General features: G+C 71.9%; 12 protein-coding genes. 3 read left to right on the plus strand and 9 right to left on the minus strand.

Annotated elements, in window-relative coordinates; translation table 11 throughout:
• Nucleotides 1-9: 9 nt before the first annotated feature.
• The 8 genes from G9Q41_RS01815 to G9Q41_RS01850 form a co-directional block, all read right to left on the minus strand.
• Nucleotides 10-1,377 carry a PfkB family carbohydrate kinase gene (locus tag G9Q41_RS01815; RefSeq protein ID WP_092521443.1) on the minus strand — a complete coding sequence of 456 codons (1,368 nt, stop codon included), beginning with the start codon at nucleotides 1,375-1,377 and terminating at the stop codon, nucleotides 10-12.
• The gene (locus tag G9Q41_RS01820) at nucleotides 1,374-1,961 is read right to left on the minus strand and encodes an SIS domain-containing protein (protein ID WP_092521442.1); all 588 of its coding nucleotides are present in this window, start codon (nucleotides 1,959-1,961) and stop codon (nucleotides 1,374-1,376) included. Before G9Q41_RS01820 ends, G9Q41_RS01815 begins: the two co-directional genes overlap by 4 nt.
• Nucleotides 1,958-3,178, minus strand: coding sequence for a glycosyltransferase (locus G9Q41_RS01825; RefSeq protein WP_092521441.1), 1,221 nt, complete (start codon nucleotides 3,176-3,178; stop codon nucleotides 1,958-1,960). Before G9Q41_RS01825 ends, G9Q41_RS01820 begins: the two co-directional genes overlap by 4 nt.
• The gene (locus tag G9Q41_RS01830; protein WP_092521440.1) at nucleotides 3,175-4,140 is read right to left on the minus strand and encodes a glycosyltransferase; all 966 of its coding nucleotides are present in this window, start codon (nucleotides 4,138-4,140) and stop codon (nucleotides 3,175-3,177) included. Before G9Q41_RS01830 ends, G9Q41_RS01825 begins: the two co-directional genes overlap by 4 nt.
• A complete protein-coding gene (locus G9Q41_RS01835; protein ID WP_165631495.1) occupies nucleotides 4,137-5,153 on the minus strand; it encodes a glycosyltransferase family 9 protein in 1,017 nt (338 codons plus the stop codon). Before G9Q41_RS01835 ends, G9Q41_RS01830 begins: the two co-directional genes overlap by 4 nt.
• Nucleotides 5,150-6,685, minus strand: a complete 1,536-nt coding sequence (locus tag G9Q41_RS01840) for an HAD-IIIA family hydrolase (RefSeq protein ID WP_092521431.1) — start codon at nucleotides 6,683-6,685, stop codon at nucleotides 5,150-5,152. Before G9Q41_RS01840 ends, G9Q41_RS01835 begins: the two co-directional genes overlap by 4 nt.
• Complete coding sequence (locus tag G9Q41_RS01845) at nucleotides 6,682-8,316, minus strand: carbamoyltransferase C-terminal domain-containing protein (RefSeq protein ID WP_165631494.1); 1,635 nt, start codon at nucleotides 8,314-8,316, stop codon at nucleotides 6,682-6,684. The genes G9Q41_RS01840 and G9Q41_RS01845 overlap by 4 nt, the downstream gene beginning before the upstream one ends.
• 138 nt (nucleotides 8,317-8,454) lie before the next feature.
• Nucleotides 8,455-9,453: an NAD-dependent epimerase/dehydratase family protein gene (locus tag G9Q41_RS01850; RefSeq protein ID WP_165631493.1), complete on the minus strand. Its 999-nt coding sequence runs from the start codon at nucleotides 9,451-9,453 to the stop codon at nucleotides 8,455-8,457.
• Nucleotides 9,454-9,560: 107 nt separating this feature from the next.
• Between G9Q41_RS01850 and G9Q41_RS01855 the strand changes: the two genes are divergently transcribed.
• On the plus strand, nucleotides 9,561-10,481 hold the full coding sequence (locus G9Q41_RS01855; protein ID WP_165631492.1) for a polysaccharide pyruvyl transferase family protein: 921 nt from the start codon (nucleotides 9,561-9,563) through the stop codon (nucleotides 10,479-10,481).
• Nucleotides 10,482-10,526: 45 nt separating this feature from the next.
• On the plus strand, nucleotides 10,527-11,015 hold the full coding sequence (locus G9Q41_RS01860; protein WP_092521428.1) for a hypothetical protein: 489 nt from the start codon (nucleotides 10,527-10,529) through the stop codon (nucleotides 11,013-11,015).
• A gap of 87 nt (nucleotides 11,016-11,102) precedes the next feature.
• Here G9Q41_RS01860 and G9Q41_RS01865 read toward each other — a convergent pair whose 3' ends face one another.
• The gene (locus G9Q41_RS01865) at nucleotides 11,103-11,669 is read right to left on the minus strand and encodes a hemerythrin domain-containing protein (protein WP_217637719.1); all 567 of its coding nucleotides are present in this window, start codon (nucleotides 11,667-11,669) and stop codon (nucleotides 11,103-11,105) included.
• 448 nt (nucleotides 11,670-12,117) lie between these two features.
• Between G9Q41_RS01865 and G9Q41_RS01870 the strand changes: the two genes are divergently transcribed.
• Complete coding sequence (locus G9Q41_RS01870) at nucleotides 12,118-13,515, plus strand: MFS transporter (protein WP_207630484.1); 1,398 nt, start codon at nucleotides 12,118-12,120, stop codon at nucleotides 13,513-13,515.
• Nucleotides 13,516-13,526: the final 11 nt, after the last annotated feature.

Here is a 13,526-nt window from a genome sequence, read left to right on the forward strand (position 1 = left end):
GTCGGACGTTCAACCAGCCGTGCGCAGCGTCGTCAGCAGCCGAGTCGTCGAATGGCCCTCCGTGATCGGGACGAACGCGGTTCTGCCGCCGTACTCGGCCACCACCTCGGCCTCGGGAACGGCCCCGCCCTCGTGGTCCTGGCCCTTGACCCACACGTCCGGACGCAGCTCGCCGAGCAACCGGGCCGGCGAGCTCTCGTCGAACAGCACCACGGCGTCGACCACCTCGAGCGCGCGCAGCAGACGCACCCGGTCCTCCTGCCCGAGGATCGGCCGCTCCGGGCCCTTGATCCGGCGCACGGAGGCGTCCGAGTTCACGCAAACCACCAGCGCGTCCCCGAAGGACCTGGCCCGTTCGAGCAGCCGGACGTGTCCCGGGTGCAGCAGGTCGAAACACCCCCCGGCCGCCACGAGAGTCCCTCCCGCGGCACGCACCCGCGCCACCGCGTCGGAAACCGTCGCCCCCGCGGACGCGCGCCTCCGGTGCTCGTTCCCGTCCCGCACGGCGACGCTGCCCGCCCCGCCCCCGCTCACGAAGCGGCCCGCGCGCTCGACCGCGGTGTCGACGGCCGCGGAGAAGTCGGATCCTGCCGCCAGCGCCAGCGCCGTGCTCGTGGCGAAGCTGTCCCCCGCGCCGCACACATCGCCGGCAGCGGCCGGGCTCGCGGGAATGCTGGCGCGTCCCTGCCGGGGAGGAACCAGCACCGCCCCCTCGGACCCCGTGGTCACCGCGACCGCGCGACAGCCCCACCGCGCGCGCAGCGTGCGGCCCAGAACCGCCGGGTCCTGCTCCGCCCGCGCGAACAGCCGGGCCTCGGACAGGTTGGGCACCACGAGATCGCTGCGGGCCACCGGTTCGCCCCCGCGGGGATGCGGGTCCCACACCAGGGGGACGTCCGAGGGCAACCGTTCCAGAGCCCGCCTGAGGCGAGCGTTGCGCGTCGTCCCCCGGCCGTAGTCGGCCACCAGCACCGCACCGGCGTGGTTGAGCGCGTCCAGCACCCGTTCGTCGGGAGGGCGGTCGGGCACGCCGCCGTCTCCGGTGTCCACGCGGGCCAGTGACCGCCCGGAGACCCGGATCCTGGTTTTGCAGGGGGTTTCCCCCTCGAACGGAAGCGGCAGCAGCGTGGCCGCGTGCTCCAGCAGCGCGCCGAGCTGTTCCCCCGCCGCGTCGCGACCGAGTCCGGTCACCACGACGACCTCCCCGCCCTCCTGCGCGGCCAACCGCGCCGAGAGCCCCGCACCCCCCGGGCGCACGGAGCGCCCCGTCACGTCGACGACCGGGGCGGGGGCGTCCGGGCACGACCGCTCCGTCGTGCCCTCCACGTCGACGTCGAGCAGTGCGTCGCCGACCACGAGAACAGGACGCGGACTCACCCGACCACCTCCTCCGCCCCCGGGGAACCGACACCGGTGGCCTCGTCGAAGGCCGCGCACAGCGCGTGGATCAGGCACAGGTGCAGCTCCTGGACGGTCGCCACGCTCGCCGCGTCAACGGCCACCGCGTCGTCGCACGTCGCGGCGAGGGTGTTCGGGGCGGGCCCGGTCAGCGCCCACACGGTCACCCCCAGCTCCTGGGCGGTTTTCGCCGCGGCCACGACGTCCTGGCTGCGCCCGCTGGTCGACAGCGCGACGAGGACGTCCCCCGCACGGCCGTGGGCCCGCACGCCGCGGGCGAACACCTCCTGCTCGCCGTAGTCGTTCAACGCCGCGGTGAGCGCCGCGGTGTCGGCGTGCAGCGCGACGGCCGAGTACGGTTTCCTGTCCCGGATGAAGCGCCCGACGAACTCGCCGGTCAGGTGCTCGGCCTCGGCGGCGCTGCCACCGTTGCCGCACGCCAGCAGTCGACCGCCGCCCTCGAGCACCTCCGCCAACCGTCGCGCCCACGACTCGATCACGGGAGCGGCCGCGCTGATGCGCCGAGCCTGCTCCGCCAGCGTGGTGAAGTGTTGTTCGATCACGGTTCACCTCCCGTCGGGGTGGCCAGTGCACCGTGCCGTTCCCGGACCCGGTGATAGACCGACTCGGTCTCCCGGACCAGGCGGTCCCAGCCGTACCGGGCGCGGACCCGCCGCGCGCCCGCCGCTCCCATGGCCGCGCGCCGCCGAGGATCCCGGAGAAGATCACGCATCTCCCGAGCGAGCTCCGCGCTGTCGCGCGGCGGCACCAGCACGCCCGTCTCCCCGTCGAGCACCGTGTCGCGGTGCCCGCCGACGGAAGTCACGATCACCGGGGTCCCGCAGGCCATCGCCTCGAGCGGAACGGTTCCGAAGGGCTCGTACCACGGGGCGCTGACCACCACGTCCGCCGAGCGGTACAACGCGGGGGCCTCGTCGTGGGCGACCGGCCCGAGGAACCGGACCCGGTCGGACACCCCCGCGTCCTCCGCGCACCTCGACAGCCGCTCGATCTCCGGATCGGTGCTCCACCGGGTGCGATCCGGCCCGCCCGCGACCAGCAGCTCGGCGTCCGGAACCCCGGCGAGCGCCTCGATCACCGTGTCGACGCCCTTGCGCTCGACGATTCTCCCGATGCTCAGCACCCGGTACCTGTCCCCGCGCGGACGGGGCACTCCCCGGGGGACGAACTTCGCCAGGTCGATGCCGCACGGAACCACGGCCGTCCTCTCCGGAGGGACGCCCATCCCGCCGAGCTCGTTCACCTCGTCGGAGCAGGTGGCCACCACCAGATCCACCGCGCGGGCGAGCTCGCTCTCGAGCTGCTCCCGCTCGGCGGGGCTCGGGTCCTTGGCGCCCTGATGGCGCCTCTTGACCCTGCCCAGGGCGTGGAAGGTCTGCACCAGCGGCACGGACAGTCCCGACAATCCCCTGCGCGCCGCCAGACCGCTCATCCAGAAATGCGCGTGCACGATGTCCGGCGGTTCCGCTGCCCAGCGCTCGGCCAGTCCGCTGCCGAACTCCGGCATGTGGGGCAGCAGCTCGTCCTTGGGCACCGCCCGCGGCGGCCCGGCGCGCACGTGCTCGACGGTGACTCCAGGAACCGCCTCGACCCGGCTGGGCAGCTCCGGTGAGTCGCGTCTGGTGTGCACCACGACCTCGTGCCCCGTGCGCGCCATCCCGCGAGCCAGCTCGGCGACGTGCACGTTCTGACCACCCGAATCGGCTCCTCCCAGCGCGGCGAGCGGACTCGCGTGTTCGGAGACCAGGTCGATTCTCATCGCGTCACCTCCTGCAACAGCTCGTCCCACTCGGCGGAGAATCGCTCCAGCGAGTAGTGCCGCAGCGCGACCGCACGCGCGGCGCGCCCCGCTTCCCGAGCCCGGTCCGGATCGGACAGCAGCTCCCGCACGGTCCGGGTGAGCTCGTCGATCCTGGTCGAGACCGCTCCCGCCTCCCGCGGAACCGCCTCGACCGCTTCGGTGGCGGCCACGGCCACCACCGGCATCCCCAGGTGCATCGCCTCCAGCAGCGACAGCCCGAGCGAGGTCCACCGGTACGGGTGCACGTACACCCTGTTGCCGGCCAGAGCCCGGTGCATCTCCTCCTGGGGGAGGTCCTCGTGCGGTCGCACCCGGTCCCGCCGCAGCCCGAGCGCACCGAGGGAGTCGCTCACCCCCATCCCGAACAGGTCGAGCGGGGCGGCCGCGGCGAACCTCGGCAGCAGATCGGCACCGCTGATCCTGCTCCTGCGCACCGGCTCGTTGATCACGACGCCGGCCCGGGGAGACTCGCCGGTGTAGCGATGTCCCGGATCGACGACGCCGTGCTCGATCACGGTCGTCGGAGCGCGCCCGCAGTCCCAGTACACGTCGTTGAAGTGGGTGACGTGCACGACGGGGACGTCCGCGCGCTCGGCCATCGGGTGCCGGGTGGCCGGAACGTCGCCGCGCGGCGCGTCGTGCTCGACGTAGACCGCCGCCACGTCCTCACCGGGGCGACGCCCGAGCCACTTCTCGCTCAGCTCGAGCTCGTGCGGACGCTGCAGGACCACCACGTCGACGTCCTCCTCGCGCAGTTGCTCGGGGGTGACCTCGACGGCGTTGTCCGGCCACGAGTAGGTCCGGGCTCGGCCGCGCCCGTCCGCGTCGCGCAGGGGGGTGCGCGGGACCAGGCAGGTGTGCCCCGTGTGGACGAACGAGGTCGTCCACGCGCCGTGGACGTGCCACACCAGGACTCTCACGGCACCACCTCCCCCACTTCCGCGACCGCCTCCACCACGTCCACCGGGCTCACCCTGGACAGGCACGGGTGCCCCGGGACGGGACAGCTCCGCGCGCGGGTGTCCCTGCACGGTGCCCGCTGATCGCCGAGCAGCACCGCAGGAACCCCGTAGGGGGCCCAGCGGACCGCGGGCACCACGGGTGCGAACAGGGAGACCACGGGGGTTCCCACGGCCGCGGCCAGATGGGCGGGCCCCGTGTTCGGCGCGACCACCGCCGAAGCCCGCTCCAGCACCGCGGCGAGTTCGGGCAGCGTCGTACGACCGCCCAGGTCGACGGCGGAGTCCCCGGCCACGAACTCGGTCAGCTCCTTCTCGTGCGGCTGGCCGGTCACCACCACGCGGTGACCGGTCAGGGCCAGCTCCCGCACCGCGGCGGCGTAGCGCGCCGGGGTCCACTCCCGCGCCGGGACCGAGGCTCCGGGATGGACCGCGACGTACCCGGCGGGGCCGGTCAAGGCCGAGACCTCGGGAAGCGGGCCGCGCACGGCCAGTCTTCCGTCGTCGGCGCGCGGGAGTTCGAAGCCGCAGGCGCGGGCGAGCCCGAGGGCCCGCTCCGGTTCGGGCTGGTCCTCGTCGACCCGGTGCCTGAGGTCGAGCAGCGAGCCCGGGTAGTCCACGCTGATGGCACCGATCCATCCCACCCCTGCCATGCGCAGCAGCAGGGCCAGCGGCAGCGCCGACTGGTGGAACGAGGTGAACACGACCGCTCGTTCGGGGGCGAAGGCGCCGATCCGCTCCACGAACTCCGTCATCTCGGCCCGGTGCACCGGGGGAGGTTCGGGATCTATCCAGGGAGCGCACCACTCCAGGACCTCGTCCACCCCGGGGAGCAGCTCCGCCGCCGCGCGTCCCCGCGGTCCCGCCAGCAGCACGACCTCGTCCGAACCGGCGGCCACCGCACGCACGGCCGGTCCGGCCAGCAGCACGTCGCCGGCGTTGTCCAACCTGCACACCAGGGTCGTCGCGGTCATCGGCCGGCTCCTTCCAGCAGACGCTCGACCGCTTCGGTGACGCTGCGGGTCACCTCGGCCGCGGCACGTGCCCGGCGCACTTCCTCGGGGCGGGTCCGCGTGGTGGGGACCAGGATCGCGCGCGCTCCCGCCCGGGAAGCCGCCTCGAGGTCGGCGCCGGTGTCCCCGATGACCACGCACTCGCTCGGCAGGAGGTGCAGTTCCGCCGCGGCGCGTTCGATCAGCCCCGGTTCCGGTTTGCGACACCGGCACCCGTCGCCGTCCCCGTGCGGACAGACCTGCCACGTCGCGAACGGGCCGAGCTGGTTCTCGACCGCGGTGTTGACGCTGTCCACCTGGTCGCGGTCGAGCAGTCCACGCGAGACCCCCGACTGGTTGGTCACCACGCCCACGAGCACTCCACCGTCCCGGAGCGACCGAAGGGCCTCGGAAACCCCCGGCAGCGGGCGCACCTGCCGCGGATCGCCGTTGTACGGCACGTCGTGGACCAACGTGTCGTCCCGATCGAACAACACCGCGCGCGGCGGTGGGCAGCTCCACCGCCGAGAGACACGAAGCGCTTTCAGCTGTCCGCGTGACCGGTGCCAGCAGGCAGCGGGAGGGATGAGCACGCTGGTAAGCAGCATCGTGGCGATCTCCGCGGGAGTCCGCGGGCCCGGCAGAATCCGCCGCAGGGCGAACTCCGCGGTGGCGATTGCCCACCCCAGCGCGGCCGCACCTGAAACCTTCCTCCACAGTGGATCGCGCAGCCGCGTGGCCGCGGCCAGCGCGGTCAGGAGCAACGCGGTCGTGGCCACGTGCTCTCTGGTCCTGCCGGGTCCCTCACCTGCCAGGCGCCGCCACCGTCTCCCGTGCTTCGCGCGCATCACCGCGTTGTCGGCGTTGCCCGCCTGGGCGCGCACGCTGGCCAGCACGCCCGCCCTGCGGACCGGATGGAGGCTCCGGCGCTCGCCCGCGACGAGCCGGTAGCCCCGCGCGCGGGCGCGCAGCGCCAGGTCCGCGTCCTCCCGGAATGCCCGGGGGAAGCGCTCGTCGAACCCGCCCAACCGAGCCAGCACCTCGCGGCGATAGGCGATGTCGGCGGTGATCCACCACGCCGAAGCCAACCCCGCGGTGTCCCGCTCCAGGTCGGTGGGTGCGCGCTCCCCGGGCAGCGGGACGCTGAGCACACCCTGGCACGCGGCCACCTCCGCCGGAGCGGAGGCCAGGTCCTCCTCGAGCCACCGCCCCCAGTCGGATGCGGGCACCACGTCGTCGTCGAGGAACACCACCCACGGTGAACGGGCGTGGTGCCAGCCGATGTTGCGCGCCGCCGCCGGGCCGACCCCCGCCGAGCGCACCACCCGTACCGGCAGCCCCGGTTCGACCGCGAGCGGCTCCGCACCCGGTTCCCCCGGCCTGTCGTCGACCAGCAGGATCTCCTCGACCAGCGGAGAGCGCGCGGTCCTCAGGGCGTCGAGCAGGGTGTGCAGACTCGCCCGCCCCGTGGTCGGAACCACGACGGTGTGGTGGAGCCTCTCCCGCGCACTCATGACCGCTGCCTCCCGCGACGAACCAGGAACGGACCGAGCACGAGCACGTCGATCGGGAAAGCCCCGAAGCACTCCAGCGCGTCCACGGGCGAATCGACCATGGGCCCGCCCGCGGTGTTGAAGCTGGTGTTGACCACCAGCGGAAGACCGGTTCTGCTCTCGAACGCGTCGAGCAACCGCGCCAGCACCGGCTCGTCGCCGCGGTCGACGGTTTGGATGCGCGCCGTGCCGTCGACGTGCACCACCGCGGGCACCCGCTCGCGCCAGTGCTCGCGCACGTCGTGGACGAAGAGCATGTAGGGACTGGGCAGCGGGCCACCGGAGAAGATCTCCGCGGCACGCTCGGCCGAGACCATCGGAGCCACCGGGCGGAACTGCTCCCGCCCCTTGACCTCGTTGAGCCGCTCGACGTTGTGCGCGTGCCCCGGGTGCGCCAGCAGCGATCTGTGCCCCAGGGCCCTGGGCCCGAACTCGGCACGTCCCTCGAACCAGCCGACCGTTTCGTCCCTGGCCAGCGCCGCTGCCGCCTCCTCGGCCACATCCGCGGGCCGCTCGAAGTCCACAGCGGCCGAACGCAGCACCGCACGCAGGTGTTCGGTGTCGAACCCCCGGCCCAGATCCGCTCCTGGCATCGGCACCGGTGGATCTCCGCGCTCGGCACCGACCTGCAGCGCCGCCCCGAGCGCGGTCCCCGCGTCCCCGGCGGCCGGTTGCACCCAGACCTCGTCGAAACCGCTCTCGGAGGCCATCCGGGTGTTGGCCACGCAGTTGAGCGCGACGCCCCCCGCCAGCGCCAGCCGGTCCTTCCCGGTGTGCTGCCGCAGCCACGCCGTGAGCTCGACGAGCACCTCCTCCAACCGGGTTTGCACGCTCGCGGCGAGTTCGGCGTGCTCGTCGAGCACCTCCCCACCGGGCTCGCGGGGCGGAGCCCAGTTCCGCCAGTCGATGTCGTCGATCTCGAACCCGCCCGGGCGAACCCGGACCAGCTCCGCGAAGTCGGCGCGAAAGCGCGGCTTGGCGTAGGAGGAAAGGGCCATGACCTTGTACTCGTCGCTGGAACGCCGAAATCCCAGGTACTCGGTCAGCTCCTCGTACAGCAGCCCGAGGGAGTGCGGCAGCTCCTGCTCAGCGTGCACGGTCAACCAGCCGTTCCGGTACTCACCCGCCAGCATCGACGTGCGCTCACCCCGTCCGTCCACGGTGAGCACGGCGCAGTCCCCGGACGGCGCGGCCAACCCCGCCGAGGCCGCGTGCGCGACGTGGTGCGGGACGAAGCACACCACCTCGGGATCGAGCCCGGGCAGCGCGCTGCGCAGGAACAGCGGGACCCTGGAGGCGTAAGTGCTCCGCAACCGCTCCCACTCCGGATCGGTTCCCCCGCGGGAGTGGTCCACCAGCGTCGGGTCGTACGAATAGGCGACGACGTCCAGGTCGGCCGCTGTGATCCCGGCCTCCTCCAGGCACCAGGCGGCGGCGCGTTCCGGCAGCTCCCACGCCGCGAACGGAACGGGGCTCTTGCCGTGCTTGCGACGGGAAAAGCGCTCCTCCTCCGCGGCAGCCACCACTTCCCCGTCGACGACCAGCGCCGCCGCCGGATCGTGGAACACCGCGTTGATTCCAAGGACGCGCACAAGAGCCCCCAAAACGCGAATCGCGACGAATCGAATTACCGACCGCTCAAATCAACTCGCCCATATCGCTACCCTATGAATCGGCGCGCAAACCCCGCGTGCGGAAATTCGCCGAAATCAACGCTCCCGGATCTCCAGTCACTCACCGTGCGCGTCGGCGCGGTGGAATCCTGCGAACCAGGCGACAGTGCGCGACATTCCCTCGCGGAGCGAAATCCCGGGGTTCCACCCGATCTTTTCCACGGCCCTGGATATATCCGGGCACCTCCTGCGCGGATCGTCCGCGAAAGCGGGGACGTACTCGATCGGAGAGCTGGATCCGCACAATTCCCTGACCAGTCTCGCCACCCAGTCGACCGAGCACTCCCACGGATTTCCGATGTTGACCGGTTCCGAGCAGTCGGAGGCGGCCAAGGTCAGCAGCCCCCGCACGGTGTCGTCGACGTAGCACAGCGATCTGGTCTGCGTTCCCGTGCCCGTGACGGTCAGGGGCCTGCCCCCGAGCGCCTGGTCGACCAGCGTGGGGACCAGGCGACCGTCGTCGGCGCGCATCCCGGGACCGTAGGTGTTGAAAATACGCGCGATCACCGCGTCGGTGCCCCGCTGCTTCCGGTAGGCCGTGGTCAACGCCTCCGCGTACCGCTTGGCCTCGTCGTAGACCGACCGGGGCCCTGTCGGACTGACGTTGCCCCGGTAGTCCTCCCCCTGGGGATGCTGCAGCGGATCCCCGTAGACCTCGCTGGTGGAAGCCAGCAGGAAACGCGCACCGCGCTCGGTGGCCAGCTCCAGGCCGAGTCGAGTTCCCTGCGCACCGACCCACATGGTCTCGAGGGGCATCCTCGCGTAGTCCCGCGGCGAGGCCGCCGAGGCCAGGTGCACCACGAGGTCGACCTCGCCGCTCACCTCCCACGCCGTGGTGACGTCGCGGTCCACCGCCCGGAAGAGCGGATCCTTGCCCAACTCGACGAGGCTGTCCGGACGCGCCGTGACGAAGTTGTCCAGGCAGACCACCTCCGTGCCCAGCGCCACGAGCCGCTCGCACAACCGCGTCCCCAGGAAACCGGCTCCCCCGCTGACGACCGCCCGGGCGAACCCGCCGCGAGCTCGCCCCTCCCCTTGCCGTGTTCCTCGTGTCACCGGGGCAGTGTTGCCCCGGCGCTCGCACCGGGCAAGCGGGAATGGTCCCGCCGAGATCCGGGTAACTGGACGCGGGGAACAGCAGTCCGACGGCAGGAGCGGAAACCGTGCGCGCACTGGTGGTGGGATGGCCGAGCTTCCTGCACGGGGAGGCCACGGCCGGCGACGTGGCGGCCATGCGCCACGTCGCGGATCGGCTGAGACGTTCGGGCATCGACTGCGACACCGCGTGGAGCCCGGGATTCCTGCCCGGGCAGACCGGGCTCGAAGCCGCTCCGGCCGAGCACTACACCGATCTCGTCTTCGTCTGCGGCCCGGCCCACGGCGACCAGGTACTCGAACTGCACCGGCGTTACGCGCGCTGCCGCCGCACCGCGGTCGGCGTCTCCGTGATCGACGGGACCGATCCGGCCGTGACCGGGTTCCACCGCGTCCTCGCCCGCGACGGCCCCGGCCGCTCCCCCACCACCGACCTGGCCGCCCGACAAGGAACGGACCCCGTCCCCGTCGTCGGGGTCGTGCTGGCCCCGCAGCAACCCGAGTACGGCGACCGGAGGGAGCACTCCGAGGTGCACCGCGCGCTGTGCCGATGGATCTCCCGGGTCGACTGCGCTCCGCTGGAGCTCGACAGCAGACTGGCCACCGACGAGTGGCGACGATGCCGCACACCCGAGCAGTTCGCCTCGCTCGTCGGCAGGACGGACCTGGTGCTGACCACCAGGCTGCACGGGCTCGTGTTCGGGCTGAGCAACGGCGTGCCGGTGTTGGCCGTGGACCCGGTCACCGGCGGGGGCAAGGTCTCGGCCCAGGCGTGGGCCTGGGACTGGCCCGCCCTGCTCGGCCCCGCCGAAGCACGCCTCCCCGGCGGGGAGCCGGCACGGGCCCTCGAGCACTGGTGGCGGTGGTGCACCTCCCCGGAGGCGCGCCGGCTGGCACACGAGCGCGCCGCCGAACGCGCGGACTCCGCAGAACCGCTGCTGACCGAGCTGGTCGACCGGCTGCGCACCGCCGACCAGCTCGCCGACTGAAACAGGACCCCACGACGGGGCGCACACCTCGCGGGAGGTGGTGGGATGACCGGGCGCACCCCCGTGCGGCCTGCGGCGGCCCTGCTCGACTGGGCGCTGCGAAACTCGGACGCGTCGACCGGCGAAGCGCTCGCCCCCGCGGAAGTGCGTCACGCGCTCGACCGCCTCGTGACCGTGCTGCCCGGGGTCGACCTGGCCGGGCTGTCCCGCTCCTGCGGCGGACACGGGCGGACGCTCGCCGCCACCGACCGGTGCGTGCACCGCCTCGACGGGGAGCAGCACAACCGCGGTGACGGCCCCCTCGTCGAGGCCGTCCGCTCGGGGCGAGCGGTACGGGCCGAGATCACCGAGGTGCGCACGCACTGGCCGTCCTTCGTCCGCGGGGCCCGCGAGGAGCACGTGCACGGCTTTCTCATCGTCCCGCTGACCGCCCCGGCCCCGGGCCGAACGAGCACGGTCACGGTGAGCTGCTACACCCGCACCCCGCGGGCACTCGACGCCGTCGACGAGCACGACCTCTCGTGGCGGCCCTGAAGCGGGCCCGCCGAGCTCGCCCCGCCCTCGAGCCCGGCTGACCTGCCGGACCCGAGGACGCGACGCGGGGACTCCCTCGACTCCCGCTCAGCGCTCGCGCCCGCTGAGCGCGTCCCTGACCTTGTCGACCAGACCGGCGCCCGGATCCATGATCTTGTTCGCAGGCGGCGTGTCCGGGGCCGACGGGTGGGGCCGCGTCGGGGCCGTCTCCTTGGCGTGACGGATCTTGTTGCCCAGGTCCTGGAGCTGTTCCTCGCTGCACGACCGGCGCAGCTTGGGGAAGAGATCGTTCTCCTCGTCCTCGACGTGGTGCCGAATCGACGAGATCAACTGCCTGGTGGTCTCGTCGAACTGCCCGTCCTCGGAATCGAGCTCTTCCAGCCTCTTCATCAACTGCTCGGCCTCGGCGTGCTCGGAGATCTCGTGATCGGCGATCTCGTCCCCGTTCTCCAGCGTCTGCCTGGCCGCCGGGTACAGGTACTGCTCCTCGGCCACCGAGTGCCGCACCAGCTCGGTGATGATGTGATCCACGAGGTTCCGGCGCCGCGAGGCGTCGGCGATTCCGCCCTCGAACTCCTGGAAGGCCTGCTCCACGTTCCTGTGGTCCTCGATCAGCATTCCGATCATGTCGCTGTACTTGGTCGCCTGGGACACGGGCTCCTCCTGAACTGATCACCGCATCGGTCACTGGTTCGACAAACCGGACGCACCGCCTTCCGCGGGATGCGGCGGAAACGGCGACCACGCCGGTGCTCCCCGTCCCTTCCCCGCGCGAAACACCCCGAAACCCGAGTTCACGATCGAACGAAAAACAAAATCCACTCCTCCTTGCCGAATCATTCCCGATCTTTTCTCACTCACCCCGAGTAACCAGTCCTTGCACGAAAGGATTAAAAATTCGCCTCGAATCGCGTTGTTCATGAGAGCGTGAGCACATATGGTTTCGGAATCGATATAGCAAACACCAGGGTGGACGTGTCGAGCAACTCCTCGCCGAGCCGCCGCGCGTGGTTCAGGACCGAAAGGATCCGAGGACGCACCGCGACCCGGGCGAGTCGAAACACCACACCGACCCTGGAGACGCACGATCCTTCCCGCTTCCCTGACAACCACCTTCCGGGCCTTCAGGCACCGGAACTACCGACGTTGGGCCACGGCCGACTTCGTCTCCGTCACCGGCGCGTGGATGCAGAACCTCGGTCTCAGCTGGCTGGTGCTGACCATGACCGGCTCGGCCGGACTGCTCGGGCTGTCCTTCCTGTTCCAGGCGCTGCCCCGAGTGGTGCTCGGCTCCTGGGCCGGTGCGGTGGCCGACCGCTGGCCCGCACGACGCGTGCTGTTCATCACCCAGACCCTGCACGCGGTGCTGGCGCTGGTCCTGGCGTTCATCGCCTGGACGCACGCACCGGTCGCGGGGATCTACGCCATAGCGGTGCTGTCCGGGGTGGTCAGCGTGTTCGACGGGCCCACCCTGGGACGTTTCGGCTCGCAGCTGGTCAGCCGGGACGACCTCGGAAACGCGCTCAGCATCGGCTCGGTCCTCAGCTCGGGAGGCAGGATCCTCGGGATGTCGCTCGCCGGTGCGGTGGTCAGCCTCACCGGCGAGGGGTGGCTGTTCCTCATCAACGCGCTGAGCTTCGCCGCCGTGCTGTACGCCATCTGGAGAATCCGCTCGGAGGCGATGTATCCCCTGGCGACGAGCGAACCGGAGAACTCCGGGGCGCTGTTCGGGCTCCGCTACGTGCTCGGCAACAAGCCGATGATCGCGGTGTTCGCGTTGAGCTTCGCCCTGTCCAGCCTCGGCCGCAACTACCAGGTCACCATGGCCGCGATGAGCGAAGGCCCGCTGGGAACCGGGGCCGCGGGCTACAGCGTGCTGTCGGTGGTGTTCGCCGTGGGAACCATCGCCGGAGGGTTCCTCGCCGCCTCCCGCAGGGAACTCACCCTGCGCATCCTGCTGATCATGGCGCTGGCCACCAGCGTGCTGCAGTTCTTCAGCGGTCTGGCGCCCACGTTGCTGCTCTTCGCGGTCGTGCTGTTCCCGATCGCCCTCGGGGCCGTGGTCATCGACACGACGCTGACCACGCGGATCCAGCTCGACTCCCACGAGGAGATGCGCGGACGGGTCCTGTCCGCCAAGGGCATGGTCACGGCGAGCGCAGGCGCCTTCGGCGGCCCCGTGCTCGGCTGGCTCTCCGAGAGCTTCACCCCCGGGCACGCGCTGGAACTGGCCGGGCTGGTGACCACGGTGGCCACCGTGGCCGCCTGGATCCACCTCGCCCGGATGCCGGAGCGGCGCTCGATGAGCCCCGAGCACAGGTGGATCCACCTCAGCCCCACCGCACAGCTCGAAACCGCGCCCTCCGCGACGGAGCCTCCCGCCGAGCAGCGCGCTCCGGAGCACGGCGAGGCCACCCACCTCGAGGAGGCCGAGCTCGACGAGCACCCCCGGTCCACGCGTTCCGAGCGGAACGAGGCCGTCGGTTCGACGACCGGCTGACGAGCGCCGCA

Origin of the sequence: Actinopolyspora sp. BKK2, assembly GCF_011291845.1 — a bacterium.
Lineage (GTDB): Bacteria > Actinomycetota > Actinomycetes > Mycobacteriales > Pseudonocardiaceae > Actinopolyspora > Actinopolyspora saharensis.